This is a genomic window from Oerskovia sp. 140933, assembly GCF_059651515.1.
Map to the genome: position 1 here is coordinate 41,632 of NZ_JAMXIO010000018.1, position 26,502 is coordinate 68,133.

At 68.6% G+C, this 26,502-nt stretch carries 22 protein-coding genes; 8 read left to right on the forward strand and 14 right to left on the reverse strand.

From position 1 onward, the window contains the following. Nucleotides 1-227 precede the first annotated feature (227 nt). Both NHG27_RS11150 and NHG27_RS11155 read right to left on the reverse strand, forming a co-directional pair. Nucleotides 228-1,319 (reverse strand): inositol-3-phosphate synthase, encoded by a 1,092-nt coding sequence (locus NHG27_RS11150; protein ID WP_193719471.1) that lies wholly within the window; start codon nt 1,317-1,319, stop codon nt 228-230. Nucleotides 1,320-1,371: 52 nt separating this feature from the next. Beyond that, complete coding sequence (locus tag NHG27_RS11155) at nt 1,372-1,980, reverse strand: PadR family transcriptional regulator (RefSeq protein WP_193719470.1); 609 nt, start codon at nt 1,978-1,980, stop codon at nt 1,372-1,374. Between the two features lie 333 nt (nt 1,981-2,313). Between NHG27_RS11155 and NHG27_RS11160 the strand changes: the two genes are divergently transcribed. From NHG27_RS11160 to rplI, 5 genes are all read left to right on the forward strand, one after another. Further along, nucleotides 2,314-4,767 carry a transglycosylase domain-containing protein gene (locus tag NHG27_RS11160; RefSeq protein WP_497016338.1) on the forward strand — a complete coding sequence of 818 codons (2,454 nt, stop codon included), beginning with the start codon at nt 2,314-2,316 and terminating at the stop codon, nt 4,765-4,767. A 201-nt stretch (nt 4,768-4,968) separates the two neighbouring features. Further along, nucleotides 4,969-5,259 (forward strand): 30S ribosomal protein S6, encoded by a 291-nt coding sequence (rpsF, locus tag NHG27_RS11165; protein WP_056654034.1) that lies wholly within the window; start codon nt 4,969-4,971, stop codon nt 5,257-5,259. A 149-nt stretch (nt 5,260-5,408) separates the two neighbouring features. Beyond that, entirely contained in the window at nt 5,409-5,945 is a 537-nt protein-coding gene (locus NHG27_RS11170) for a single-stranded DNA-binding protein (RefSeq protein WP_497016339.1), read from the forward strand. Between the two features lie 97 nt (nt 5,946-6,042). Then, on the forward strand, nt 6,043-6,279 hold the full coding sequence (gene rpsR, locus NHG27_RS11175; RefSeq protein WP_030152654.1) for a 30S ribosomal protein S18: 237 nt from the start codon (nt 6,043-6,045) through the stop codon (nt 6,277-6,279). 17 nt (nt 6,280-6,296) lie between these two features. Beyond that, the gene (gene rplI, locus NHG27_RS11180; protein ID WP_030152656.1) at nt 6,297-6,746 is read left to right on the forward strand and encodes a 50S ribosomal protein L9; all 450 of its coding nucleotides are present in this window, start codon (nt 6,297-6,299) and stop codon (nt 6,744-6,746) included. A gap of 114 nt (nt 6,747-6,860) precedes the next feature. Here the strand turns inward: rplI and NHG27_RS11185 are convergent, their stop codons facing one another. Beyond that, on the reverse strand, nt 6,861-8,168 hold the full coding sequence (locus NHG27_RS11185; protein ID WP_497016340.1) for an MATE family efflux transporter: 1,308 nt from the start codon (nt 8,166-8,168) through the stop codon (nt 6,861-6,863). Nucleotides 8,169-8,665: 497 nt separating this feature from the next. Here NHG27_RS11185 and NHG27_RS11190 point away from each other — a divergent pair, with 497 nt between their 5' ends. After that, nucleotides 8,666-12,541 carry a replicative DNA helicase gene (locus NHG27_RS11190; RefSeq protein WP_497016341.1) on the forward strand — a complete coding sequence of 1,292 codons (3,876 nt, stop codon included), beginning with the start codon at nt 8,666-8,668 and terminating at the stop codon, nt 12,539-12,541. A gap of 267 nt (nt 12,542-12,808) precedes the next feature. Here NHG27_RS11190 and NHG27_RS11195 read toward each other — a convergent pair whose 3' ends face one another. The 10 genes from NHG27_RS11195 to NHG27_RS11240 all read right to left on the reverse strand — a co-directional run bounded on the left by NHG27_RS11195 (nt 12,809) and on the right by NHG27_RS11240 (nt 23,343). Further along, the gene (locus tag NHG27_RS11195) at nt 12,809-14,035 is read right to left on the reverse strand and encodes an MFS transporter (RefSeq protein WP_497016342.1); all 1,227 of its coding nucleotides are present in this window, start codon (nt 14,033-14,035) and stop codon (nt 12,809-12,811) included. 153 nt (nt 14,036-14,188) lie between these two features. Beyond that, on the reverse strand, nt 14,189-15,382 hold the full coding sequence (locus tag NHG27_RS11200) for an acetyl-CoA C-acyltransferase (RefSeq protein ID WP_497016343.1): 1,194 nt from the start codon (nt 15,380-15,382) through the stop codon (nt 14,189-14,191). Next, on the reverse strand, nt 15,379-16,050 hold the full coding sequence (locus tag NHG27_RS11205; RefSeq protein ID WP_497016344.1) for a CoA transferase subunit B: 672 nt from the start codon (nt 16,048-16,050) through the stop codon (nt 15,379-15,381). The genes NHG27_RS11200 and NHG27_RS11205 overlap by 4 nt, the downstream gene beginning before the upstream one ends. Nucleotide 16,051: 1 nt before the next feature. After that, on the reverse strand, nt 16,052-16,798 hold the full coding sequence (locus tag NHG27_RS11210; RefSeq protein WP_497016345.1) for a CoA transferase subunit A: 747 nt from the start codon (nt 16,796-16,798) through the stop codon (nt 16,052-16,054). Then, on the reverse strand, nt 16,795-17,820 hold the full coding sequence (locus NHG27_RS11215) for a fumarylacetoacetate hydrolase family protein (RefSeq protein WP_497016346.1): 1,026 nt from the start codon (nt 17,818-17,820) through the stop codon (nt 16,795-16,797). Before NHG27_RS11215 ends, NHG27_RS11210 begins: the two co-directional genes overlap by 4 nt. Continuing rightward, nucleotides 17,817-18,956, reverse strand: coding sequence for an FAD-dependent monooxygenase (locus NHG27_RS11220; RefSeq protein WP_497016347.1), 1,140 nt, complete (start codon nt 18,954-18,956; stop codon nt 17,817-17,819). Before NHG27_RS11220 ends, NHG27_RS11215 begins: the two co-directional genes overlap by 4 nt. Nucleotides 18,957-18,999: 43 nt before the next feature. Further along, nucleotides 19,000-20,022 carry a cyclase family protein gene (locus tag NHG27_RS11225; RefSeq protein WP_497016348.1) on the reverse strand — a complete coding sequence of 341 codons (1,023 nt, stop codon included), beginning with the start codon at nt 20,020-20,022 and terminating at the stop codon, nt 19,000-19,002. Beyond that, nucleotides 20,019-21,191 carry an alpha/beta hydrolase family protein gene (locus tag NHG27_RS11230; protein ID WP_497016349.1) on the reverse strand — a complete coding sequence of 391 codons (1,173 nt, stop codon included), beginning with the start codon at nt 21,189-21,191 and terminating at the stop codon, nt 20,019-20,021. Before NHG27_RS11230 ends, NHG27_RS11225 begins: the two co-directional genes overlap by 4 nt. A gap of 9 nt (nt 21,192-21,200) precedes the next feature. After that, entirely contained in the window at nt 21,201-22,226 is a 1,026-nt protein-coding gene (locus tag NHG27_RS11235) for a VOC family protein (RefSeq protein ID WP_497016350.1), read from the reverse strand. Between the two features lie 313 nt (nt 22,227-22,539). Next, the gene (locus NHG27_RS11240; protein ID WP_497016351.1) at nt 22,540-23,343 is read right to left on the reverse strand and encodes an SDR family NAD(P)-dependent oxidoreductase; all 804 of its coding nucleotides are present in this window, start codon (nt 23,341-23,343) and stop codon (nt 22,540-22,542) included. Nucleotides 23,344-23,392: 49 nt separating this feature from the next. Between NHG27_RS11240 and NHG27_RS11245 the strand changes: the two genes are divergently transcribed. Then, on the forward strand, nt 23,393-24,373 hold the full coding sequence (locus NHG27_RS11245) for a LysR family transcriptional regulator (protein WP_497016352.1): 981 nt from the start codon (nt 23,393-23,395) through the stop codon (nt 24,371-24,373). Between the two features lie 46 nt (nt 24,374-24,419). On the opposite strand, the gene NHG27_RS11250 is transcribed toward NHG27_RS11245, so the two are convergent. After that, complete coding sequence (locus NHG27_RS11250) at nt 24,420-25,262, reverse strand: IclR family transcriptional regulator (RefSeq protein ID WP_497016353.1); 843 nt, start codon at nt 25,260-25,262, stop codon at nt 24,420-24,422. Between NHG27_RS11250 and NHG27_RS11255 the strand changes: the two genes are divergently transcribed. Further along, nucleotides 25,261-26,487, forward strand: a complete 1,227-nt coding sequence (locus NHG27_RS11255) for an FAD-dependent monooxygenase (RefSeq protein ID WP_497016354.1) — start codon at nt 25,261-25,263, stop codon at nt 26,485-26,487. The two genes, NHG27_RS11250 and NHG27_RS11255, sit on opposite strands and share 2 nt — an antisense overlap. The last annotated feature ends 15 nt before the right edge of the window (nt 26,488-26,502 follow it).

Sequence of the window (26,502 nt, forward strand, 5' to 3'; positions counted from 1 at the left end):
ACCTGTCTCGTGCCGGTGCCCGACCCGGGTGCGACGAGGGGCGTGGGCGACCGACGCCGTCGGCACGCGAAGAGGGCCCGGAACCCTCAGGTTCCGGACCCTCGTCGTGAGCGGTCGGATCAGCGCAGGTGGTTATGGTCGCGCTGGTCCTGCGCTCGCAGGCTCGCTACGGATCAGCGCAGGTGGCTATGGTCGCGCTGGTCCTGCGCTCGCAGGCTCGCTACGGATCAGCGCTCGTTCTCACCGGCGATGAAGGCCTCCAGAGCCGCACGGCCCTTCGTGTCCTCCATCTGGACCGGCGGGGACTTCATGAAGTACGTCGACGCCGACAGGATGGGGCCACCGACGCCACGGTCCTTGGCGATCTTCGCGGCGCGGACGGCGTCGATGATGATGCCGGCCGAGTTGGGGGAGTCCCAGACCTCGAGCTTGTACTCCAGGTTCAGGGGCACCTCGCCGAACGCGCGACCCTCGAGGCGGACGTACGCCCACTTGCGGTCGTCGAGCCACGCGACGTAGTCCGACGGGCCGATGTGGACGTTGCGGTCCTCGGTCTTGCCGCCGAGGGGACCCTCGAGGTTCGACGTCACGGCCTGCGTCTTCGAGATCTTCTTGGACTCGAGGCGCGTGCGCTCCAGCATGTTCTTGAAGTCCATGTTGCCGCCGACGTTCAGCTGGTACGTGCGGTCCAGCACGACGCCGCGGTCCTCGAAGAGCTTCGCGAGGACGCGGTGCGTGATGGTCGCGCCGACCTGCGACTTGATGTCGTCGCCGACGATCGGGACACCGGCGGCCTCGAACTTCGCAGCCCACTCCGGGTCCGACGCGATGAAGACCGGCAGGGCGTTGACGAACGCGACGCCCGCGTCGATCGCGCACTGCGCGTAGTACTTGGCGGCGATCTCCGACCCGACCGGCAGGTAGCAGACGAGCACGTCCGCGCCCGACTCCTTGAGAGCGGCGACGATGTCGACCGGCTCGGCGTCGGACTCCTCGATGGTCTCGCGGTAGTACTTGCCGAGACCGTCGTTCGTCACACCGCGCTGGACGGGCACGCCCAGCGGCGGGACGTCGGCGATCTTGATCGTGTTGTTCTCCGAGGCGTTGATGGCCTCCGAGAGGTCGAAGCCGACCTTCTTGGCGTCGACGTCGAAAGCGGCGACGAACTCCAGGTCGGACACGTGGTAGTCACCGAACTGCACGTGCATCAGTCCGGGCACGGTGCTGCTCGGGTCAGCATCGCGGTAGTAGTGCACGCCCTGGACCAGGGAAGATGCGCAGTTTCCGACGCCAACGATGGCGACGCGGATGGAGGACATCCTCGCTCCTTGCTGTCAGTGCCGGAGGCGCTGCGCGCCGACGGCTTCGTAATTAGTGGTTGTCGTGCCCGTGACGGTTCTCGGGGCCGCTCGACGGCCGGGTGCGACGACGGTCGCGCTCGGTCGTGATCAGTCCGTCGAGCCAGCGAACCTCACGTTCGACCTGTTCCAGGCCGTGACGTTGCAGCTCAAGGGTGTATTCGTCCAGCCGCTCGCGAGTGCGAGCCGCTGACTCCCTGACCGACTCCAGCCTCTCGGTGAGCCGGCTGCGCCGGCCCTCGAGGATGCGGAGACGGGTCTCGGCGTCGGTCTGCGCGAAGAACGCGAACCTGACGTCGAAGCTCTCGTCCTCCCAGGCCGCCGGTCCCGAGCTCGCGAGGACCGTCTGAAGACGCTCCTTGCCCTCGGCCGTCAGCTGGTACACGATCCGGGCACGCTTGCCGGACAGTGCGTGGGGAGGGGTGGTGGGTGACTCGGTGCCGACGATGTGGCCGTGCGCGACCATCGCCTTGAGCGCCGGGTAGAGGGAACCGTAGGAGAAGGCGCGGAACGAGCCGAGCATCAGGTTGAGCCGCTTGCGGAGCTCGTACCCGTGCAGCGGGGACTCGTTGAGGAGGCCGAGGATGGCTGTCTCCAGCACGTCGGAACGGCTGCGTGCCATGACACCTCCTCTTCCGCTGGGACCGTTGCCGCGCGGAGGGCGGTTCGGGCTGGTTCACCTACTCGATGTATCGAGTCGATACATCGACAGGCTAGGTGGAATCGCTCCTGCGCGCAATGTCTTCCTGCAGGCGAGCAGATGTGAAGGACTGGCGGACCTGCAGCGTGGCTGTGGCGAAACAATGGCGATCCGCCCGTCGTGGTCCTTGCCCCGGCGGACCGACGGCCTATTGTTCAGGGTGGTCCGATGCATGTCCGCGTCCCCCCTCGCCCCTTCCTGGGCGTAGCGCGGCGCCTGTCCGGGCCAGAAGTGACTCCCAGAGGAAGGTGAACCGTGGCGAGCTCCGCGAGGCAGACGAAGGGCACGGCGCGCACCGCCAGCACAGCGCGCACGGCCACCACGGCGCGCAAGCGCCGGTTCTTCAACTACCCCCGCTCCCATGTCAAGGGATTCCGTCGGTGGCTCCCGTCGTGGCGTGTGCTGCTCGGGACCTTCCTCACGGGTGTCGCCCTGGTCGCAGGAGTGGTCATCGCGGCCTACGCCACGACGTCGGTGCCGAGCGAGCCCGCGTACGCGACCCAGCAGCAGAAGACCACGGTGTACTACGACGACGGTGCCTCGGAGATCGGGTCCTTCCAGGTCGAGAACCGGGTGATCGTGCCGTTCGACACCCTGCCCGAGTACGTGGGCAACGCGGTCGTCGCGTCCGAGGACGAGACCTTCTGGGAGAACTCCGGCATCGACATCAAGGGCATCGCCCGTGCTGCCGTGAACAACCTCAAGGGTGGTGCGCGCCAGGGGGCCTCGACCATCACCCAGCAGTACGCCGAGCGCTACTACTCCGACGAGACGATCTCCAGCTACGTCGGCAAGTTCCGTGAGGCGATGCTCGCCCTGCGCCTGACCCAGGAGCAGGACAAGGAAGAGATCCTGGGGAACTACCTCAACACGATCTACTTCGGTCGTGGTGCGCACGGCATCGAGGCGGCCGCGAAGGCGTACTTCAACGTCCCGGCGGCGCAGCTCACGATCTCCCAGGCCGCGCTGATCACCGCGGTGATCCCGAGCCCGAACAGGTACGACCCGGCCGTCAACCCGGAGATCGCGCAGGAGAAGTGGCAGCGCGTGATCAACCGCATGGCCGAGCACGACTTCATCTCGGCCGAGGAGAAGGCTGCAGCCGTCTTCCCGGAGGTTCAGCCGAAGAAGCCCGCGGCGAACTCCAAGGGGGGCCAGGCCGGCTACCTGCTCGAGCTGGTGGAGGAGGAGTGGGCCAACTCCGGGCGCGACGTCGAGGACCTGTACAAGAAGGGCTACAAGGTCGTCACGACGTTCAACAAGTCCATGCAGGAGCTGGCGGTCAAGACCGCTGAGAACCCCGAGACGCTCCCGCGCGAGGGGGACAACGCTGCGTCGCCGTACCTGACCCCGTCCATCGTGTCGATCGACCCGGCGGACGGAGCGGTCAAGGCGGTGTACGGAGGCTCGGACTACGTCTCCAAGCCCTACAACACGGCCACCAAGGGCGCGGCTCAGGCAGGTTCGACGTTCAAGCCGTTCACCCTGGTCGCGGCGCTCGAGAAGGGCATCGACCTGTCGGAGCGCTACGACGGGAACAACAACATCCAGGTCCCCGGGTTCTACGACGGTGACCGCAAGGTCGTGAACTTCGGCGACGAGCCCTACGGGCAGATCGACCTCGTCAAGGCGACCGCCAAATCGGTCAACACCGTGTACGCGGCGCTCAACATGGAGGTCGGCCCGCAGGCGACGGTCGACGCGGCGGTCAAGGCGGGCATCCCCAAGGACACCCAGGACCTGCTGCCCGTCCCGTCCAACGTGCTGGGTTCCGCCACGGTGCGCCCCATCGACCTCGCGCACGCCTACGCGACGTTCGCCGCGCAGGGGTACGAGTCCACGCCGCACGTCGTGCAGTCGGTCACGACGCTGAACGCCGGCGCCGAGATCTGGGAGCCGGAGGGGCGCAACGAGCAGGTCTTCGCGCCCGACGTGATGGCCGCCGCTACCTACGCCATGACGCAGGTCGTGGAGCAGAAGGGTGGCTCGGGCGCGCACGCGAAGGCCCTCGGGCGCCCCGTGGCCGGCAAGACCGGAACCTCGAACGACAACAAGTCGGCGTGGTTCGCCGGGTACGTGCCGCAGCTCGCGACCGTCGTCGGCCTCTACCAGTACAACGACGACACCAAGGCTCAGGAGTCCATCACCTCGTTCGGCAAGTGGTCCCGCCAGTCCATCACGGGTGGTACCTGGCCCGTGGAGGCGTGGACGTCGTACATGGAGGGCGTGCTCGCGCTCCCGCAGTACGCCGACGTCCAGGAGTTCCCGAAGTACACGATGAAGAAGCCGACCCCGACCGCGACCCCGAGCGAGGAGCCGTCGGACGTCCCGACGATCGAGGAACCGGTCGAGCCCGAGGAGCCCACGGAGCCCGAGGAGCCGACCACGGTGACTGTCCCGACGAACCTCCTGGGCAAGTCGAAGGCCGAGGCCGCGCAGATCCTCGCGGAGCTCGACCTCACCGCCAGCTTCACGGAGGCCTACTCGCCCGAGCCTCCGGGCGTGGTCATCCGCGCCCCCGGCGGGAAGCAGGTCGCGCCGGGCAGCCGCGTCTCGATCGTCCTGTCGAAGGGGCCCGAGCCGGTCGCACCGGAACCGACCCCGACACCGACCCCGACCCCGACCCCTGATCCGCCGGAGGGCGGCGAGGAGGGCTCGACCGGTCAGGGGAACGCCGGTGGCGGACAAGGCGGCGGCGGGGGCCAGTAGCTCCTGCTCCGGTGGCGGCGCGGTCCGCGCCGCCACCGGAGCACCACCCAGATTTCCCGACCCCGGCCATGACCGGGTACCTTGGGATCTTGCTGTGTCTTGTTCCGCGCTGCCATCAGCACGGTGACCGCACAGCGACGCACAACCCTCCTGTCACGGAGAGACCGTGACCGCTGAGTCCGCAGGAGGTGGGTTAACCGCATGCGTCAGTACGAATTGATGATCATCCTCGACCCCGAGATCGAGGAGCGCACCGTTGCTCCGTCGCTCGACAAGTACCTGACGGTCATCAAGACCGACGGTGGCACTGTCGACAAGGTGGACATCTGGGGCCGTCGCCGCCTGTCCTTCGAGATCAACAAGAAGTCCGAGGGCATCTACGCCGTCGTCGACTTCACCGCGACGTCGGACACGGCCAAGGAGCTGGACCGTCAGCTCGGCCTCAACGAGGTCGTCCTGCGCACGAAGGTCCTGCGCACCGACGCTCGCTGATCGCCTCGCACGTCTGACTTCCCTCGTGGCACCCCCGGTGCGCTGCGCGTCCTCACGGACGACGTCGGTGGCACGTGGTGGGATGTCCGCGGACGGGGGTCATCCCCTTCGAAGAGTCTTCGATACGCAACGAACAATGAGGAGCTGGCATGGCTGGTGAAACCGTCATCACGGTGGTCGGGAACCTGACCGGGGACCCGGAGCTTCGCTTCACCCCCGCTGGGGCTGCCGTCGCCAACTTCACCGTGGCGTCCACGCCGCGCACCTTCGACCGCCAGAGCAACGAGTGGAAGGACGGCGACACGCTGTTCATGCGCTGCTCGATCTGGCGCGAGGCCGCGGAGAACGTCGCCGAGTCCTTGACCAAGGGCATGCGCGTGGTTGTTCAGGGCCGTCTGGTCCAGCGTTCGTACGAGACCCGCGAGGGGGAGAAGCGCACGGTCGTCGAGCTGCAGGTGGAGGAGATCGGTCCTTCCCTGAAGTACGCCTCCGCGAAGGTCACCCGGGCCCAGCGCTCGGGCGGCGGCAACTTCGGTGGTGGCGGCGGCTTCGGCGGCGGCGGCGCTTCGAACGGCGGTGGTTTCAGCGCTTCCGGCGGTGGCCAGCAGAACAACGACGACCCGTGGGCCACGGCTGGCCCGGCGTCGTCGGGTGGGTCCTCGTTCTCGGACGAGCCCCCCTTCTAGTCACCGCTCACCCCAGACAAACCCTTCCCGGCGGGGCAGGTGCCCGACGACGGCACCCACCCCGGCCGGGGATAGCACCTTGTGAAGGAGCAACACCATGGCGAAGCCAGTGGTGCGCAAGCCCAAGAAGAAGTCCAACCCCCTGAAGTCGGCGAAGATCGAGTCGGTCGACTACAAGGACACGACCCTGCTGCGGAAGTTCATCTCCGACCGCGGGAAGATCCGTGCCCGTCGCGTGACCGGCGTCTCCGTCCAGGAGCAGCGTCAGATCGCACGTGCCGTCAAGAACGCTCGCGAGATGGCGCTCCTGCCGTACTCGTCGTCCGCACGCTGATCGAGAGGGGATAGAACATGGCAAAGCTCATTCTGACCCACGAGGTCACCGGCCTGGGCGAGCCCGGCGACGTGGTCGAGGTCAAGGACGGGTACGCCCGTAACTTCCTCGTGCCCCGTGGCCTGGCGACCGGATGGTCCAAGGGTGCCGAGTCGCAGATCTCTGCGATCCGCAAGGCTCGCAAGGCTCGCGAGATCGCGACGCTCGACGAGGCCAAGGCGACGCGCGACTCGCTGCAGTCGAAGCCTGTCGTCGTCACCGCGAAGGCGGGCCAGGGCGGCCGTCTGTTCGGTGCTGTCACCACGGGTGACATCGCCGAGGCCGTGAAGGCTGCCGGCGGCCCGTCCGTCGACAAGCGCAAGATCGAGATCGGCCAGCCGATCAAGTCGACCGGTTCGTACACGGTCACCATCCGCCTGCACGCCGAGGTCTCGGCGAACATCGCGGTCAACGTGGTGGCTGCCTGATCGACTGATCGCCCCTGTCCCGTGAGGGATGGATGGATCGGAGATCGTCACCGAAGGCCCGGTCCCCTCTGCGGAGGGGGCCGGGCCTTCGTGCGTCCCGGGCCGGGCGGCGTCTCAGGCGCCCGTGACCATCCACCGGTCGCCGCGCGCACGGAGCCCCGTGGTCAGGGCACGCGCCGCCATGAAGACCCCCGCGAAGGCCGCCCACAACCACGCGAGGCCGGCGGCGCCGTCGGGCGCGAGGGCGCGGACCGCCAGCGCGAACGGCACGTACACGACGAACGTGACCATGCCCGCCCACGCGAGGTAGCGGCCGTCCCCGGCGCCGATCAGCACGCCGTCGAGGACGAAGACCCACCCCGCCATGGGGAGCAGCAGACCGCACACGGCCATCCCGAGCGCGACGGCGGTGCGGACGTCGGGGTCGGACGTGAAGAACAGCGCGAACCACCATCCGCCCGCCGCCATGACCAGGCCGAGGAGCGCGCCCGCCGCGACGCCCCACTCGAGCGTGCGACGCAGGACCGAGCGCACGTGCGACCGGTCACCGGCGCCCAGGCCGTGACCCACGAGGGCCTGCGCGGCGATCGCGAGGGCGTCGAGCGCGAACGCCGCGAGCCCCCACACCGACGCCACGACCTGGTAGCCGGCGAGCGTGACCTCGCCGAGCCCCGTCGCGACGAAGACCGTCAGGAGGATCGCGAGGCGCAGCGAGAGCGTGCGCACGAACAGCGGTGCGCCGGCGCGCGCGTTGGACCAGATGCCGCCCGCGGCGGGGCGCAGGGAGGCACCCTCGCGTCGGGCCCCGCGCACGACGACGACCGCGAGCACCGCGCCCATCGTGAGCTGTGCGACGGCGGTCCCGATGCCCGAGCCCGCGATGCCCAGGCCCACGCCGTACACGAGGACGACGTTGAGGACCGCGTTGAACGTCGCTCCGCCCGCGGCGACGTAGAGGGGCGTGCGCGTGTCCTGCAGGCCGCGCAGGACCCCCGTCGAGGCGAGGACGACGAGCATGCCGGGCAGGCCCAGACCCGACCACCGCAGGTACACCAGGGCGTGCTCCGCGACCTCGCCCGTGCCGCCCATCGCGCCGATCGCCCAGCCGCCACCTACCCACAGGGTCGCCGCGAGGACGAGGCCCAGCCCGAGCGCGAGCCACATCCCGTCGATCCCGGACTGGAGCGCCTCGCGCCGGTGCCCGGCGCCGATGCGCCGGGCCACGGCCGCGGTCGTCGCGTACGCGAGGAACACGCACAGGCCGACGAGGGTCAGGAGGACCGTGGACGCGAGGGAGAGCCCGGCGAGCTCGGCGGTCCCCAGGTGCCCGACGACGGCGCTGTCCACGAGCACGAAGATCGGCTCCGCGACGAGCGCGCCCAGGGCAGGGACCGCGAGGGCCAGGATCTGCCGGTCGATCACGCGACGGCTCGGCGGGGCGCTCCCTGTGGACGACGGCTGCGGGTGCGGGGCACCGGCGGTGACCGGGGAGGGGTCCTCGGGTGAACGGGGTGAACGACCGGCGTCGGAGGGCTGACCGGGAGCTGGCTGGCGTGCGTGCGGCGTGTCGCCGGAATTTCTTTCGTCCACACCCCTGAGCCTAGTGAACAGGCTGCTCATGGGCCTGTACAGGGGACAACTCGTCAGTTGTCCACATGGTTGTCCACATGGCTGTGAACAGGCTGGCGGGGTCTGTCCACAGGCTGTCCACACCTCTGTGAACAGGGTCGTTTGCGGGGGATGGAAGCGCGATCTACTGTCGCTGAGTCGTGCATGCTCGGGCCTACGGACGGTCGACGGTGCAGCACCACACGACACCCCTCAACGACGCGGGCTCAAGGACGTGTTGGTGGGCCGGAGTAGAACAGATGTGCGACGCAGGACGATACCCGGCCACGCCGGGGGAGTGAGGGGCCCGCATGTCGATCGACGAGCTCGAGTCGAGCTTCGGACCGCCCGCAGGCAGCGGTGGTCCCGGCTTCGACCGCACCCCGCCGCAGGACATCGCGGCCGAGCAGAGCGTCCTCGGTGGCATGCTCCTGTCCAAGGACGCCATCGCGGACGTGATCGAGCAGATCCGCGGCACCGACTTCTACAAGCCCGCGCACGAGTCGATCTACGACGTCATCATCGACCTCTACGGTCGTGGTGAGCCTGCCGACGCCATCACGGTCGTCGCCGAGCTCACGCGCCGCGGCGAGCTGGGACGGATCGGCGGAGCGCCCTACATCCACGACCTCATGGCCATGGTCCCCACCGCCGCGAACGCGGGCTACTACGCCCGCATCGTGCGCGAGCGGGCCGTGCTGCGCCGCCTCGTCGAGGCCGGGACGCGCATCGTGCAGCTCGGGTACGCGACCGACGGGGGCGACGTCGACGACGTCGTCAACAACGCGCAGGCCGAGGTCTACGCGGTCACCGAACGACGCACCGCCGAGGACTACATCGTCCTGGGCGAGGTCATCGGCGGGACCGTCGACGAGATCGAGGCCGCCGGGCACCGCGGCGAGGGCATGGTGGGGGTCCCGACCGGGTTCGCGGACCTTGACCGCCTGACCAACGGGCTGCACCCCGGGCAGATGATCGTGATCGCGGCGCGCCCGGCCATCGGGAAGGCGCTCGCGCTCGACACCCTCCTGCCCACGCCGACGGGGTGGACCACCATGGGCGAGGTGGCGGTCGGTGACCAGCTCCTCGCTGCGGACGGCACCCCGACGACCGTCGTGGGCGCGACCGAGGTCCTCACGGACCGGCCGTGCTACGAGGTCGTGTTCGACGACGGTACGACGATCGTGGCCGATGCGCTGCACGAATGGTCGACGAGCACCAGGGCGTCGCGCCGGAAGGGTGGGCTGGACGGGACCGTTCGGACCACCGAGGAGATCGCCGCGACGCTCCGGTGCGAGACGGCAGACCGACGCGCCAACCACGCGGTGAGGACGGCGGGTGCGCTGGCACTCCCCGTGGCGGACCTTCCCCTGCATCCCTACGCCCTGGGTGTCTGGCTGGGGGACGGTCACTCCGCATCAGCCCGGTTCACGTCTGCCGATCCCGAGATCGCGGCACGTATCGAAGGGCTGGGACTGGTCGCCGAGGAGCGCACGCGTTTCGAGGGGGCGGCGCGCCTCTACACGCTGCAGCTTCCCGAGGCACCGGCCGTCGCCACGCGGAACTGTGTCGTCTGCGGGCGCGAGTTCCTGCCACGTACGAGCCAGATCAAGACCTGTGGACGCTCGTGCGGTGGGAAGTCCAAGGGCATCTCCGAGAAGATGCCTGCCCCGACGTGCCCGGACTGCGGACGCCCCAGCACCGGTCTTCGGCGCTGCCAGGACTGCCACAACGCTCGCGGGACCGTCGCCGGGATCCTGCGCACGCTCGGTGTGATGGACGACAAGCACATCCCCCTCACCTACCTCCGGGCGAGCGAGGCGCAGCGTCGCGAGCTGCTGGCGGGACTCCTGGACACGGACGGCACGGTCAATCCCACGGGTAGCCCCCAGATCGCCCTGACGAACCGGCGCCTTGCCGAAGGCGTCCGCGAACTGATCCACAGCCTCGGGTACCGGACGGGTTGGTCCGAGAAGAGGGTGGGCGGGCGATCCGAAAAGTCGTCCACCGCCTACACCATCACGTTCACGACCGACGACGACGTCTTCGCTCTCGAGCGGAAGAAACTGGTTCACAAGGAACGTCGTCGCCCGTCGACCCCTCGACTGAGGTCTCGCTTCATCGTCGACGTCCGACGCATCGACTCGGTGCCCGTCCGGTGCGTGGAGATCGACCACCCCGAGCACCTCTACCTGGCTAGTCGCACGATGATCCCCACGCACAACTCGACGCTGGGAATCGACATCGTCAGGTCGGCGTCGATCAAGCACAACATGACGTCCGTCGTGTTCTCGCTCGAGATGAGCCGCAACGAGATCACGATGCGTCTGTTGGCTGCCGAGGCGCGCATCCACCTGCAGAAGATGCGCAACGGCTCCATGGGGGAGGACGACTGGCAGAAGCTCGCCGGCACCATGGGCAAGATCTCCGAGGCGCCGCTCTTCATCGACGACTCGCCCAACATGTCGCTCATGGAGATCCGCGCCAAGTGCCGCAGGCTCAAGCAGAAGCACGACCTCAAGCTCGTCGTGATCGACTACCTCCAGCTCATGACGTCGGGCAAGCGAGTCGAGTCCCGACAGCAGGAGGTCTCCGAGTTCTCGCGTGCGCTCAAGCTCCTCGCGAAGGAGCTCGAGGTGCCCGTCATCGCGATCTCGCAGCTGAACCGTGGCGCCGAGCAGCGCACGGACAAGAAGCCCGCGATGAGCGACCTGCGTGAGTCGGGCTGCCTCACCGAGGACACCAAGATCCTGCGAGCCGACACGGGGGCCGAGACCACGATGGGTGAGCTGTACGCCCTCGGTGCCAAGGACGTGCCCGTGTGGGCGCTCAACGAGCGCCTCCAGTACGTGCGACGCCACCTCACGCACGTGTTCCCCACCGGGACGCGCGAGACGTTCCGGCTCAAGCTGGCCTCCGGCAAGGAGATCAGCGCGACCGCCAACCACCCGTTCCTCACCTACGAGGGCTGGACGCCGCTCGGCGAGCTGCAGGTGGGCTCGCGCCTCGGCGTGCCGCGCCACGTCCCCGGACCGGAGCAGAGCGTCGCGTGGGACGACCGCAAGGTCGTCATGCTCGCCCACATGCTGGGCGACGGCTCGTTCGTCAAGCGCCAGCCCATCCGCTACGCGTCGATCGACGAGAAGAACCTCGCGGTCGTCTCGGAGGCCGCGGGTGCCTTCGGCATCACCCCGATCCGCGACGAGTACGCGGTCGCCCGCTGCACCACGCTTCGCCTCCCCGCGCCGTACCGGCTCGCCCGGGGCAAGCGGAACCCCGTGGCGGAGTGGCTCGACGACATGGGGCTCTTCGGGGCGCGGAGCCACGAGAAGTTCGTGCCGTCCACCGTGTTCCACCTGCCGAAGGAGCAGATCGCGCTCTTCATCCGGCACATCTGGGCGACCGACGGCTCGGTGACCGTCAACGCCAACGGTCGCAGCGGTCGCATCTACTACGCCTCGACCTCGCGTCAGCTCGTCGACGGGCTCTCCCGCCTGCTGCTGCGCTTCGGCATCTCGACACGCCTGCGGACGGCAACCGCCAAGGGCGCGTACCGGACCGGGTACACGCTCGACATCTCCGGCGTGGACGACCAGCGACGGTTCCTCCAGGAGATCGGGGTGCACGGCGAGCGCGGTGCCGCCGCCGAGCGCCTCCTCGAGATCATCCGGGACACCCGCGCGAACACCAACGTCGACACCGTGCCGCGCCAGGTGTGGGACGACGTCCGCGTGCTCCTCGAGGAACGCAGTATGTCGCACCGCAAGTTCGCCGAAGCCATGGGGACGCAGTTCAGCGGGAGCGCGATGTTCAAGGCATCGCCTTCCCGGCAGCGGCTCGGGAAGATCGCGGAAGTCCTCGACAGCGAGGAGCTCGAGATCATGGCGGTCAACGACCTGCTGTGGGACGAGGTCGTCTCCATCACCCCCGAGGGCGAGAAGCCCGTCTACGACGCGACGGTCGTCGGGACCCACAACTTCGTCGCCAACGGTATCGCCGTCCACAACAGCATCGAGCAGGACGCCGACATGGTCATCCTTCTGCACCGTGAGGACGCCTACGAGAAGGAGTCCCCGCGAGCCGGTGAGGCCGACCTGATCGTCGCAAAGCACCGTAACGGCCCGACCGACACGATCACCGTCGCGTTCCAAGGGCACTACGCGCGCTTCGTGGACATGCAGGTCTAGCCCGTAGTTTCGTCATCTTCCCTGGTCTGACCGGTGTCGAGATGCAGACTAGTTTGCAAACGAACGCACCTTTGTAACAAACAAGTGCGAGACCACGGTACGTGTGGCGGCGATCGGTGGTGCTGGTGTCGATTGATCAAGCGCGCTGTTGTGGCAGTGGATGCGCGGTCAGTGGACTCCAACCGCTTGCACACCACTTCTAGGCCGCGATCGGGCCGGGGCTGCTGGTGCGCCCCGGCCCTGCATCACTTGTAGCGGCGAAGGCCGTCAGTCGGGCGTGCTGTCGCCGATCGGTGATCGTCGGCTCCGCGCGAGCAGGAGTAGGGCGAGTACGAGTGCCGCTGCCCCGACGGCACCGATCGCCGCGGGCAGACCGCCGAGAGCGGCGGCCACTCCGGTCACGACGAGCGGAGCGAGGAACTGACCGAGGTAGAAGGATGAGTTCCATAGCCCGGAGACACGACCACGCTGCTCGAACGGCTGGCGTGCGATGACCCAGACCACCAGGGTTGGCAGGAGTAGTCCAGATCCCACCGACGTGATCACCGCTCCCGTGACCAATGCTGCGAGGCCGCCTGGTGCGAGCCAGATGACCAGCATGCCGATGGCCTGCAACCCGAATGCCGTGGGAAGCAGCGTCGCGGGGGTGAACCGTGCCACGCGCGGGAAGGTGAGGCCGCCGACGGCAGTGGCCAGAGATGCCCCGGCCGCAACGGCACCGATAACCGCGGTGGACTGGGCATCGACTCCGGTACCGACCACGAGGTAGCTGATCTCGACGATCAGCACGTAGAACGTGATGCCGCCTGTCAGCGTCACGAGGAGGGGGACGGAGATCTCGCGCCAGGGGATGCGGGACAGCGCGAGTGATGTCGCGGCGGAGGTGGACCGCTGGGCCGTGGGTTCCCAGAGGAGGAGCGCGACCGGGACGGCGATCACGAACCCCGCTGAGTAGATCCAGAACGGTGTGTGCCAGCCGCTGGCACCCAGCGCGCCGCCGATGGCGATGAAGGCTGTCGCGGCCAGGGTCGCGGTGACGGCCTGCAGCCCGAGGTAGCGATTCCTGCGCTTCTCGTCGGGAAAGTAGTCGACGATGAGCGCTGTCGCGACAGTCATGATCGCGGCCTCGCAGATGCCAAGAAGGACGCGGGTGACGAGGATGCTGGGGAGTGCGTCCATGAACGCGGGGGCGACACCGACGACCGAGTAGATGATGAGTGCGCCCAGGAGGAGCTTCTTGCGCGCGATCCGGTCGGCGATCTGCCCGGCGAAGGGCGCGAAGAGGGCGATCATCAGGGCCGGTATGGCGACGATCATCGGCACGAGCACGGGAGCGCCGGGGACGGTCGCGAAGTGCTCGGAGATCTGCGGCAGTACCGGGGTGATGAGGACTGACCCGAGTACCGGCATGCAGCTGGCCGCGAGCAAGGGCACCGCTTGGGCGACGCCCGCTCTGCGTGGGGTCGCCGTGTGATGTTCAACAACGTCAGTCATGAGATCTCCTTTGATCTTCGACGGTGGTGTGTCAACTGCGTGCGTCTCGTCGTCGAGGCGCGTCGTTAGCGGGCGCTCGGTAGGAGACGTGCGCCTGCCAGCGGTCATGGGAAGTGACGGGCCGTCACCTGAGGGGGTGCCTGGGCAGATGGCTCACCCTTGGAGGAGGAGTGCGGCCCCCTGTCCGCCGCCACCGCAGAGCGCAACGCCTGCTCGCCCTGCGGTGCGTCGGAGGGTGTGTGCTGCGTGGACGACGAGCCGTGCTCCGCTCGCTCCGAGCGGGTGTCCGAGGGCGATGCCGCCACCGTCCGTGTTGAGCCGGGGATCTGATGGGTCGATGCCGAGGGCGTGCGCCGATGCGGCGACGACGACGGCGAAGGCCTCGTTGATCTCGATCGTGGTGAGTTGGTCGGTGGTCCAGTTCTCGGCCTTGAGCGCGATGGTGAGCGCGCGGGCGGCCTGTTCGAGGAGCGTGTTGTCCGGTCCCGCTACTTCGGCGTGCGCTCGGAGTGAGGCGAGCACGGGCCATGCCTCGGCCTCGGCGCGCGCTCGGGTCGTGAGGACGACCGTTGCTGCGCCGTCGGACAACGGAGAGGCGTTGCCGGCGGTGATGGTGCCGTCGGGGTGGAACGCTGGCGCGAGACGCGCCAGCGTGTCGCCCGTGGCCTGCGGGCGAACGCCTTCGTCGTCCGTGACGAGGAGTTCGCCACGGCGGTGGGGGACGTGGACTGGGACGATCTCGGCGCGCAGGGTGCCGTCCGCGCTGGCCCGTGCCGCTCGGCGGTGAGAACGCACCGCGAGGGCGTCCTGGAGGACTCGGCTGATCGGCTGGCTGACGATGCTGCGCTCTGTCAGCTCGCCCATGGCGACTTCGTCGAACGCGTCGGTGAGGCCGTCGTGACCTGCGTGGTCGAGGAGCCCCACATCGCCGAAGGTGTATCCCGCGCGAGACTCGGGGAGGAGGTGAGGAGCCCGGGTCATCGACTCCATCCCGCCTGCGACGACCACCTCTGCCTCGCCGAGCTGCAGCCACCGGGCCGCTTCGATGATCGCGGTGAGGCCTGAGAGGCACACTGTATTGACCGTGACGGCGCGAGCCTCCCAGTCGAGGCCGGCGCCCAGCGCGGCCTGACGGGCGGGGTTCTGGCCGGCGCCGGCCTGGAGGACCTGCCCCATCGCGACTCCGTCCACGACACGGGGGCTGATGTCGGCTTGGGCGAGTGCGCCGCGGAGAGCGATCGCGCCGAGCTCGGTGGCGGGTACCGGTGCGAGCTGGCCTCGCAGTCGTCCTTGCGGTGTGCGAGCGGCGCCGACGATGACGATCTCGTGCGCCTTGGTCTGCCTCATGTGCCTGAATCCGCGGCAGGGAGCCGCGTGAGATCGAGGTCAACGTGGAACGCTGGTTCCGTCGACGTCCGAAGGTCGTCGGCGGTGACGCCGGGCGCGAGCTCGCGCAGGATCAGCCCGCTCGGCGCGACGTCGAGCACGGCGCAGTCTGTGATGATGCGGTCGACGACGCCTCGGGCCGTCAACGGCAGGTCGCACTCCTCGACGATCTTGGGTGCGCCGTCCCGGGTGAGGTGGTCCATGAGGACGACGACCCGTCGCGCACCCACGACCAGATCCATCGCCCCTCCCATTCCCTTGACCATGGACCCGGGGACCTGCCAGTTGGCGAGGTCACCGGCGGCCGAGACCTGGAGCGCGCCGAGGATCGCCACCGCGATGCGTCCACCGCGGATCATGGTGAAGGACGTCACGGAGTCGAAGGAGCTGGCACCGGGCTGCATGGTGACCGTCTGCTTGCCGGCGTTGACGAGGTCGGGATCCTCGTCGCCGTCCAGCGGAAACGGACCGATGCCGAGAAGTCCGTTCTCGCTCTGCAAGGTCACACGCACGTCGCCCGGCACGTGACCGGCGACGAGCGTGGGGATGCCGATCCCGAGATTGACGTAGTCGCCATCACGAAGCTCGTGCGCTGCTCGGGCGGCCATCTGGTCGCGGGTCCAGGGCACGTCAGGAACCTCCGTGGAATGTGGGGACGGCGGCGTTGCGGGGAGCACGTTCGCGTACGGTGCGCTTCTCGATCGGTTTGTCGTGGGTGGTCGTCACGACGGCGTCCACGAAGACGCCGGGCGTCATGACGTCGTCCGGGTCGAGGTATCCCTCGACCCGCGGATCGAGAAGGTGCTCGACGGATGCTGCCGTGAAGGGCGCGGCCGTCGCGACGACCGGGTTGAAGTTCCGCGCCGTGAGCCGGTATCGCAGGTTGCCGGCCGCGTCGGCCGTGTGTGCATGTACGAGCGCGAGGTCGGCCCGGATCGCGCGTTCGAGGATGTACGTGCGGCCGTCGAACTCGGCGGTGGGTTTGCCGTCGGCGACGGCTGTGCCGACGCCCGTGGGCGTGTAGAAGGCGGGGATGCCTGCGCCTCCCGCCCGGAGGCGTTCGGCGAGGGAGCCTTGTGGGACCAGCTCGACCTCGAGCTCACCGTCGAGGAAGCGGCGGGCGAAGAGCTTGTTCTCGCCCACGTACGAGGCGAGGACCCGGCGGACCTGGTCGTTCTCCAGCAGCACCCCGAGACCCTGGCCGTCCACTCCCATGTTGTTGGAGACGATCGTGAGGTCACGGGCGCCGGAGGCACGGACGGCATCGATGAGGTCGTAGGGCACTCCGCAGAGGCCGAACCCTCCGACGGCGATGGTCATGCCGTCACGGAGCACACCGGCAAGGGCCTGGTGTGCGTCAGGCTCGAGCGTGGTCATCTCACCTCCCGCGGCACGTGGGTCGCGGTGTCCGAGACTCGGTCGCGCCGTCGGTCTCTGGGGCGTGCGGGCGGTACGAACGGAAGGTCGCTGAGGGAGGGTCCGGGAACGATTCGGTTCTCGACGGCGCCGATCCCTTCGACCTCGAGCCGGACGACGTCGCCGGGTACGAGCGGCGGCGGATCCTGGACACCACCGCGGCCCCAGAGCTCGGCGAGGCATCCCCCGTTGCCGCATGTCCCGGAGGCAAGGACGTCGCCTGGCCGGACCCAGGTCCCGCGAGAGGCGTACGCGATCAACTCTTCGAAGGTCCAGGCTGCGTTCGACAACAGGTCGCGACCGACCGTTCGACCTCCGATCGTCGCGCCGAGTCCGAGGGCGAGGTACCCGTCGGCGTCCCGGTACTCCTCGAGCTCGTCGGCCGTGACGATCCACGGCCCGAGCGTGCTGGCGGAGTCCTTGCCCTTGGCAGGCCCGAGATTGACCTGCATCTCGCGGCTCTGAAGATCCCGGGCAGACCAGTCGTTGAACACCGTGTACCCGAAGACGTGGTCGCGCGCCGCACGAGGGGAGAGGTTCGTCCCCGGGTGGGACACCACGACGGCTACCTCGAGCTCGAAGTCGAGTTGTGTGGAACCAGGCGGCACGGGGACGTCGTCATGGGCACCGACCATCGAGTGCGGATTGGTGAAGTAGAACGTTGGCGCGTCGTACCAGGCGGCGGGGACGGCGCCGTCGCTGGACACGCTGCGCACGACACCCTCGACATGCTCCTCGAACGTGACGAAGTCCCGCACCGACGGTGGCTGCAGCGGTGGCAGGAGACGGACGTCAGAGATCGGCACGAGCGGGGAGCTGGCGCGTGCCCACGACGCCGCTTCAGCGGCGGCGGGCAAGCCTGCTCCCGCGAGGTCGAGGAGCGAAGTTCCGGGGCGCAGATCGTGCAGGCGTTCCTCGCCCGGCGTTCCGATGACGAGCGCGTGATGTTCTGACCCCGCAAGCTCGTACCGCGCGAACCTCATGCCGGGTCCGTGACGAGAGTCGAGATACGTCGCATGAGGCCGGGGATGTCCGCCTCGGTCGGCGGGGTGTGGTCGAGCATCCACCGAGCGACCTGGACCGACGCCTCGACGACGGTCGAGGCGCGGGGCCGGCGCCGGTTCGCGTAGGACGAGAGGAGCGACTCGTCGAAGGTATCCGCGGCGACGAGGAGCTCGGCGAGGACGAGGGCATCCTCGAACCCCTGCGCGGCGCCCTGGGCGATCGTCGGCGGGCAGGAGTGTGCGGCGTCGCCGACGAGGACAACGCGCCCGCTGTGCCAGGCGCCCGGTACGACGTGGTGCTCGAAGCGCGCGTAGTTGATGAAGGTGTCCGGAGAGAGGCTGTCCCGGATCCTGTCCCAGGCGCCGTGGTACGACGACGCGAGGTCGCGGAAGACGTCGATCTGCTCGGCGTGGTTCAGTTCCGACCGGTCCTGCACGTCCTCGACGAGGTAGGCGTACATCGTGTCCGCACCGGTGGGGCAGTAGCCGGCGATGTAGCACCGGCCGCCGTAGGTGAGGTCGGTGCGCTCGACCGCGCCCGGGCGAGGCACGTGCACCCGCCAGATCCCCATACCGGCGCTGGTCGGCTCGACATCGATGCCGAGCTCTCGTCGCGTCCACGAGTGGATGCCGTCGGCGCCGACGACGAGGTCGTACCGTCCGCTCGATCCGTCGGCGAACGTCGCGTCGACTCCCGAGGCGTCCTGGCTCAGAGTCGCCGGGACGGTGCCGTACCGGATCTTGACCCCTGTCTCGGCAGCGCGGTCCAGGAGGACGCGTGCCAGGACGGGGCGGGGCATCCCGAGGGTGGCCGGGAGGTCGGGTCCGCCGGTGCGCACGTCGGGGATCTCGGCCACGAGGGTCGCGGCGGGGTCGGGCAGGCGGATGCCGAGGGAGTCGAACGGGTAGCCGGCTGCGAGGATGTCGTCCCACACGCCGAGTTCACGCAGGATCCGTAGGGCATTGCCCTGCAGGGTGATGCCGGACCCGACGTCGGGCACGTCGGGGCGCTCCTCGACGAGCTCGACAGCCACTCCCTCTCGGGCGAGCTGGATGGCGGTTGCCGTGCCGGCGGCTCCACCGCCGACGATCAGGACGGAACGTACTGCAGGCATCGTTGCCTCACTTCCGGGTGGTTCGATTTGGGGGATCAGCCGTTCACTTCAGGGCGACAGGGTTCAGGGGCGAACCGACGGCACCGGTGATCGGCAGGGGTGGTGCGACGAGCAGGAACTCGTAGACCTCCTCGTCGGAGCAGTCCTCGCCGAGCTCCTCGAGCGCCCACATCTCGCCGAGGAACAAGCCGAGATGGGGGATGACGACCTGGTGGAACGGCTGGAACGCGTCCTCGAACTCGTTGGGCCTGACCTCGACGCCCCAGGTGTCCGTGGCAACCGCGGCCACGTCGCGCTCGCGGAGCCAGTCGATGGTCGTGAACGAGAGTCCCGGGGCAGGTCCGCCCGCGTAGCCGCCCCACCCTTCGCGGCGGGTCCGCCCGTAGTGCCCGGTCCGGACGACCAGGAAGTCGCCGGGACCGACCTGAGACGTGGGGCCCTGCGCGTCGATCGTGGCGTCGAGGTGTTCGGGCAGGATCGCGAAGCCGTCCGGCAACTCACCGCCGGTCGCGGCGCCCAGGTGCCGCCCGACGTCGAGCAGGACCCCGCGTCCGGCGAAGTCAGCGGCGACGGTCTCCATGCCGGTGACGGCGTCGCCCGCCGAGGTGACAACCTCGCTCGCGCGACGTCCGTTCCAGGCGCGGCCGTGGTCGAAGATGTGCCCCAGCCCGTCCCACTGGGTGGAGCACTGCAAGGGCATGGCCACCACGTCGTCGGCCCCGCCGATGCCGTGCGGGAGGCCCTGGTCGCCGAACTCTGCCTCGACCCCCGTATCGAGCATCGTGTGCACCGGGTTGGTGCGCCGTCGCCAGCCCTTCTGCGGGCCGTCCATGTCGAATCTCTGCGCCAGCGAGAAGCTGGCCCCCCGCCGCACCAGCGCGGCGGCTCGTCGGCGGTGCTCGTCAGTCACGAGGTTGAGCGTGCCCTTGACGTCGTCCTCGCCCCACCGGCCCCAGTTCGAGCATCGGGCGGCGGCCGCAGCGATCGCGCCCTCCGGGTCGGCCCGGTCGAGCACGGGAGGCAGGTCGTCGGCGACCTCACCGTGGGCCTGCACGGCCGTGGTCATCGTGTTCTCCCGCCCAGCCGGTCGGCAACCCAGTCGGCGATGACATCCGTGGCGACGGACCCGTTGTCCACGCTGGAGTGGGCGGTGCCGCCGGTGCGGTCTGTGAACACCACGAGCTCGCGGTCGGGTGAGGCCGTGAGCTGGTCGTACGTGCGGTGGGCGTACTCGAGCGGGATCTGCCGGTCGTGCTCGCCGTGTGTGACGAGGAACGGCACCTGGATCCGGTCCAGGACGCCGTCGAGGTGGACGTTCTCCGCGATCTCGAAGAAGTCGTCGAGGTCCCGGGCCCCCCACACCCACTGCACGTGCTCCCAGTAGTGGGGGACCGGTCGCTCGCCCTCGCGGGCGCGCCGTGCCTTCTGGACCGCGCGCCAGTCGTGGTTGGCACCCCAGGCGACACCGAGGGCGAAGCGCGGCTCGAATGCGAGGGCTCTGGGCGCGAAGTAGCCGCCGAGCGAGACGCCCAGGAGACCGACCCGGTCGGCCTCGACGTCGCCACGGCCTGCCACCGCTTCGTAGACCACGGACGCCCACTTCTCGGCCTCCGGGATGGCGTGCAGACCGTGGAGACGCAGCGCCTCCCCGGTTCCTGGCTGGTCCAGACACAGGCTGGAGATGCCGCGGGTGGCGAGCTTCGCCGCCGGCCCCGTGCGGTAGAGCATCTCCTTGGTGCTGTCCAGGCCGTTCACCTGCACGAGCAGCGGACTCGAGCCCGGGAGCCGGGTTCCGTCCGGGGCCAACGCGTGGGTGAGGATGCCCGAGAGGTGCGTACCTGCGTAGGGGATCTCCACCCGTTCGGCGTTCTCGCGCGCCAGGTGGGTGCCACGGTCGAACGTGTCACGGAACTTGGCGTACAACGCAGCGCGCGGTGCGTGACCTGCTGCCTGCATCCGCTCGCCGGTCAGGAAGTAGGTCGCGGCCCGAGCGAGCTTCTCGCCGGCCGACAGCTCGTGCCCTGCAGCTTCGTCTTCGTTCGCGAGCTCGACGAGGGTGTCGCCCTGCCGTTCCCAGGCGGCCATGAGCGCTACCGTGCCGGCGTCATCACCCTGTGTGGCGGTGTCGAGAAGCGGACGGCAGACGGTGTCGATCTCGCCGATCTGTCCGCCCATCTGCAGGGCCAGGTTGACCGACAGGTTCCACACGTAGTTTCCGGGGAAATACTGGAACACGATGCCGCCTCAGCCCTGGCCGTGCCGTGCGTACGGGTTGACGAGTGCGTCCTCGGTTCCGGGCAGCACTCCCTCCTCGGTGGCCGAGGGCTTGCCCGGGTCGGGCGGGAAGCACTCCGTCATCGACATCGGCATCGCGGAGTTGCGGTAGATGCTGTTCGAGCCCACCGAGGGCCGCCACGTGTTGGCCTGCCAGTCGGGGACGTAGTTGCGGTAGCCGCCGGTGTTCAGCTCGATCCGCATGCCGCCGGGCTCGCGGAAGTAGAGGAAGGACTGCTCGCCGATCCCGTGGATGCTCGGTCCGTACTCGATCTGCGCGCCGTTCTCCATGAGCACGTCGGCGGCCACGAGAAGTTCCTGCACGGAGTCGGTCCAGAAGGCGATGTGGTTGACGCGCCCGCCCCGAGCGGACGAATCCAGGACGACGCCGAGGTCGTGGGACTTCTCGTTCGTCGTCAGGACACTGAAGACGGTGATCTCGGCGTGGTCGAGCTCGGTGAAGGCCATGACACGGAACCCGAGGACCTCGCTGTACCACGCAGCGAAAGCCTTGACGTCGCTCGCGGCGATCGTCACGTGGTCCAAGAACCGCGGGGCGGCCGCGTGCGAGCTGCGCTTCTCGGGCCGGTCCGGGAACACCGAGGCGAGCTCGACAGGTGCCGAGTGCTTCGGCACATCCCAGTAGAGCTCCATCGTGTGGCCGAACGGCCCAGTGAACTGGAAGGAGCGTCCGTGGCCCTGGCGCTTGTCGTGCCAGGTGCCCTCGACTCCCTTGGCCTGGACCCTGGCGGCCGCCTCCTCGAGCGCGTCTGCGCTCGAGGTGCGCCAGGCCATGTTGACCAGTCGTGGCTCGTCGCCGGGGGACACGACAAGGCTGTACGGGTAGTAGTCACCCCAGCAACGCAGGTATGTCGTGCCGTCCTCGTCGCGCTCGACGGGCCGCAGCCCGAACTGCTTCTCGTAGAAGGCGACGGAGGCCTCCACGTCCGGGGAGGTGATCTCCAGGTGGGCAAGGTGCGCCAGCATGTTCGTCATTGAACGTCCTCTCGGCCAGGTTCTTCAGGAGCCGCTGGCGCCCGTCCCAGAGGACGCGCAGCGCCGCGCGGTCAGATGACTGTGCGTCAGAACGAACGCATCAGGGAAGACCTCAGAATCGATGTCGCACATCACTGAGAGTGATGACAGCGGTCGCGCACACTGCCGGACGACTGCCTGGGCGGCGGAGCGGGGTCCTCGTGGCGAGGCTCGGGCCTGTTGGTCGTATCGGACGCTCGGAGAGCGCAGCGCGGCAGCGCGTAGCGTCCCGCCAGTCCTGCCCTTGTGCTACGTCACCGCGCCCTGGGCCCGCTTACGGCGTCGGCCCTCCAGGCGGCAGGAGGTCGGCGATCGACTTGACCCCGCCGTGCGCTGTCATGCCTCCGTCCACCGGAATCTCGGCGCCGCTGATGAAGGAAGACCCGCGTCCGAGGAGGAAGACCACGAGCGCGGCGACCTCGTCGACGGTGCCGGTGCGACCGAGCGGTGTCTCGGCGATGTTCGCTGCGCGGAACGCCTCCGAGGCCGTCGCCGTCATGGGGGTTTCGACATAGCCCGGATGGACCGCGTTCACGCGGATTCCTCGAGATCCGAGCTCCAGGCAAGCGACCTTGGTCAAGCCCCGCAGAGCCCACTTGCTCGTCGTGTAGGCCACCGGGACGTGGCCGGTCAAGGCCGCGACCGACCCCACGTTCACGATCGAGCCCCCCGGCCCCATGAGTGGCGTGCAGTGCTGGATCCCGAGCACGGGGCCGATCACGTTCACGGTGTAGACGCGTTCGAGGTCCTCGACGGTGACGTCGCCGAGCCGAGCGCGCCACGTGACGCCGGCGTTGTTGACCAGACCGTCAATGCGTCCGAGTCGAACTCGGACGTCGGCTACGAGTTCCGCCCATGCCGAGGTCTGGGTGACATCGAGCTGGACGTACTCGGCATCTCCCAGGTCTTCATCAGCCCGATCAGCTCTGTCGAGGGCCAGGACGTGAGCGCCGGCCGCGCTCAGTGCCCGCGCTTCCGCAGCGCCCTGTCCTCGAGCCGCTCCCGTGACGACGACGACTGCTCCTTGGAGCCCGTGGTCGGACCCAGGGGATCCCGGCGCTTCTTTGCGTTGTGCCATTCGTTCACCGTGAGGCTGCCATGAAGGCATGGCAAGGCATGATGTACCCATGACGCCTATCAGCCGCGTCGATGCGGCAGATTCGGGCAGCTCGCGGCGGAGCACCCGTGTCTCACACCTTGCCAACCTGGACCTGAACCTTCTGGTAGCCCTCGATGCACTCCTGCAGGAGCGCAGCGTGACGAAGGCAGCTGCCCAGATGGGCCTGAGCCAGCCTGCCCTGTCGGCGTCCCTCGCTCGCCTGCGTCGACACTTCGACGATGCACTATTGAGCCGCGTGGGAAACGACTATCACCTGACGCCTCTTGCCCTTCAGCTGCGCGAACGAACCCGCACGGTGCTTGCTGGCGTCGAGCGGGTCTTCGCCGCAGAGCCCGTCTTCGATCCGGGCTCATCGACCCGGGAGATCACGATCATCACCAGTGACTACAGCACCGCGGTCCTGGGAACGGCCCTCGCCGACCTGCTTGCCCGGGAGGCACCTGGCATGCGGTTGCATCTGGCCGCGAACACGCCAGGCCTCGTCGACGACGCCGAGCGGGTGCTCGTGGGGGCCGATCTCATTCTCCTGCCGCACGGGTTCCTCACCGACCTGCCGCACGCGGACCTCTACGAGGACCGCTGGGTCTGTGTCGTGGCGGACTCCAACACGTTGGTGGGTGCCGAGCTCACGATCGAGCAGATGCGGGGCCTGTCCTGGGTGATGACGTTCCATAGCCCGACGGCGTCGACACCCGCCGCCCGACGGCTGCGCATGCTGGGCGTCGAGCCACAGGTGGACGTGGTCACCGAGCATTTCCTCACCGTGCCTGGCCTGGTCGCGGGGAGCAATCGTGTCGCTCTCCTCCAGGAGCGTCTCGTTCGACGCCTTGGTCCCGATGCGGGGATCCGGGTGGTGCCGTCACCAGTCGACCTCGGCTCGCTCGTCGAGGCGATGTGGTGGCACCCGGTCAACACGAGAGACCCGGGGCACGAGTATCTGCGCGACGTCGTCGCACGGGCTGCGACAGCTCTCGGCGGGACACCCTGAGACGACCCACTCGGCGGGGCACACCGGGTGTCGAGCCCTGCCATTCTCAGGGGAGGTCGACCTCGGCCAGGTCTCTTTCGATCTGATGTCGCGCATCGGTCAGCAGAGGGAGGAGCGAGGGTTGGAGACGAGCGGCGAAGCGGTCGGCGCGCGTCGACAGCGAAACCGCCCCGACTGTCTCGCCCCATCGATCACGCACGGCGACGCCGACGGCAGCAACCCCACGCTCCGTCTCCTCGACGTTGAGCGCGAACCCATGCTTGCGTACGGCCGCGACATCCGCGAGGAGCTTCGCCATCGCAACCTCGGGGAGGTCGCCTTCCTGTGCGTGCTCGAAGAGGGAACGGATGTCGTCGTCCGTGAGCGCAGCGAGCATCGCCTTACCGCCCGAGGCCTCGTGCGCTGACATGACGACACCGTCCCGTTCGTGAGTTGCGTGAACCCCTCGAGCACCGACCGTCACGAGGAAACGAACGTTGCGATCCACTCGGATCATGAGGTTCGCGGACTCACGGCTGCGCCTCGACAAGACCTCCAGGTGTGGCTGGCACAGGCGACGGAAGTCTCTGGTCCACGCTAGTCGAGCAGGACCCGCGTCGAGCGAGGGACCCGGCAGGTAGACGTGGGACTCGTCCTGGACCGCGAAGCCGCGGAACACCAACGTCTGGAGCAGGCGGTGTGTGCTGGACCGTGAGATGTCCAGCTGCCGGGCGGCATCGGCGACGCGCAGGCTTCCGTAGTCGCGCAGCATCTGGAGGAGCCGTAGGCCACGGTCGAGAGACTCCACCGCAGTTGCGGGCCGTACAGGCAACGGAGGGTGACGCCGAGTGTTCCTCACAGCGGAACGATATCGCGCCATGCCTCGTCGGCCTCCTACGGTCCCTGGCATGGTTCACAACGTGGTGGTCCCCTTGCAGGACGTCTTGGTTGTCGGCGGCGGTATCGGAGGTCTTGCAGCTGCACTAGCGCTCACAAAGTCAGGCCAGACGGTGAGGGTGATCGAACAGGCGCCGGCCTTCGGTGAGATCGGTGCTGGTCTCCAGCTCGGTCCGAACGCGACCCGCATCCTCGAGTCCTGGGGACTGCTCGACGCTGTGATCGATGCCGGTGTCCTACCCAGGAATCTCGTCCTGCGGGACGCGATCAATGGGGCGGAGATCGCCCGAGTTCCACTTCGTGGCGACTTCCTGGCGCGCTATGGGGCGCCCTACGTCGTGATCCACCGCACGGATCTGCATCAGATCCTCCTGGAGGCGTGCGTTGCGGCCGGTGTGGAACTGACCACCGCTACCCGCATCAGCTCGGTGTCTCAGGACCACTCGGGAACCACAGCACGATGCGAGGACGGCAGGACGTTCCGGGCCTCCGCGGCGATCGGGGCTGATGGGCTTCACTCGGCACTGCGTGAGGAGATCGTTGGAGACGGTGTCGTTCCGTCTGGCTACGTCGCATACCGGGGCACGGTCCAGATCGACGAGGTGACGGACGATCCCGATCTCGACGACGTCGTGTGCTGGGTGGCACCCGACGCGCACGTCGTGCAGTACCGGTTGCGCGCGGGGAGCGTCCTCAATCTCGTCGCGACGTTTCGCTCGCCCGGCTTCGAGGAGGGCGACCTCGACTACGGGACCCCAGCGGAGCTCGAAGCGGTCTTCGCCGACTGCCATCCACGCGTCCTCGACGCCGTCGCGCGGGTCGGCCGCCAACGTCGTTGGCCCTTGTTCGACCGTGAGCCGGCTGAGCACTGGGGGAGCGGTCGCGTCCTCCTGACAGGCGACGCAGCACACCCCATGCTCCAGTTTCTCGCGCAGGGATGTTGCCAGGCACTCGAGGATGCCCAGACGCTCAGTCTGCTCGTCGGCCAGAGCGACGGCCCAACCGACTGGCCGCAGGTGGTGCAATCCTTCTCCACCGCTCGAATCCCACGTACAGCCGAGGTGCAGCGCCGTGCCCGGGTGTTCGGCGAGATCTGTCACGCCGACGGCACGGCACGACTCTTGCGCAACGTCCTGCTCGAGCGGACGGGCGCTGACCTGACGGCCTTCACCGACTGGCTCTACGCCGGCTCCGCCAGCGACCGCCTCGCCCCTGCACTACCCCTCTCGCTCGCCTGAGGGCGAGCCGAAATC

Coding starts and splice junctions, on each gene's coding strand:
- NHG27_RS11225 (WP_497016348.1), bottom strand. CDS start 20,022: ATGACCACGGCCGTGCAGGCCCACGGTGAGGTCGCCGACGACCTGCCT.
- NHG27_RS11220 (WP_497016347.1), bottom strand. CDS start 18,956: ATGCCTGCAGTACGTTCCGTCCTGATCGTCGGCGGTGGAGCCGCCGGC.
- NHG27_RS11210 (WP_497016345.1), bottom strand. CDS start 16,798: ATGACCACGCTCGAGCCTGACGCACACCAGGCCCTTGCCGGTGTGCTC.
- NHG27_RS11240 (WP_497016351.1), bottom strand. CDS start 23,343: ATGGCACAACGCAAAGAAGCGCCGGGATCCCCTGGGTCCGACCACGGG.
- NHG27_RS11245 (WP_497016352.1), top strand. CDS start 23,393: ATGACGCCTATCAGCCGCGTCGATGCGGCAGATTCGGGCAGCTCGCGG.
- rplI (WP_030152656.1), top strand. CDS start 6,297: ATGGCAAAGCTCATTCTGACCCACGAGGTCACCGGCCTGGGCGAGCCC.
- NHG27_RS11195 (WP_497016342.1), bottom strand. CDS start 14,035: ATGACTGACGTTGTTGAACATCACACGGCGACCCCACGCAGAGCGGGC.
- NHG27_RS11235 (WP_497016350.1), bottom strand. CDS start 22,226: ATGACGAACATGCTGGCGCACCTTGCCCACCTGGAGATCACCTCCCCG.
- rpsR (WP_030152654.1), top strand. CDS start 6,043: ATGGCGAAGCCAGTGGTGCGCAAGCCCAAGAAGAAGTCCAACCCCCTG.
- NHG27_RS11255 (WP_497016354.1), top strand. CDS start 25,261: ATGGTTCACAACGTGGTGGTCCCCTTGCAGGACGTCTTGGTTGTCGGC.
- NHG27_RS11150 (WP_193719471.1), bottom strand. CDS start 1,319: ATGTCCTCCATCCGCGTCGCCATCGTTGGCGTCGGAAACTGCGCATCT.
- NHG27_RS11170 (WP_497016339.1), top strand. CDS start 5,409: ATGGCTGGTGAAACCGTCATCACGGTGGTCGGGAACCTGACCGGGGAC.
- NHG27_RS11190 (WP_497016341.1), top strand. CDS start 8,666: ATGTCGATCGACGAGCTCGAGTCGAGCTTCGGACCGCCCGCAGGCAGC.
- NHG27_RS11155 (WP_193719470.1), bottom strand. CDS start 1,980: ATGGCACGCAGCCGTTCCGACGTGCTGGAGACAGCCATCCTCGGCCTC.
- NHG27_RS11250 (WP_497016353.1), bottom strand. CDS start 25,262: ATGCCAGGGACCGTAGGAGGCCGACGAGGCATGGCGCGATATCGTTCC.
- NHG27_RS11200 (WP_497016343.1), bottom strand. CDS start 15,382: ATGAGGCAGACCAAGGCGCACGAGATCGTCATCGTCGGCGCCGCTCGC.
- NHG27_RS11215 (WP_497016346.1), bottom strand. CDS start 17,820: ATGAGGTTCGCGCGGTACGAGCTTGCGGGGTCAGAACATCACGCGCTC.
- rpsF (WP_056654034.1), top strand. CDS start 4,969: ATGCGTCAGTACGAATTGATGATCATCCTCGACCCCGAGATCGAGGAG.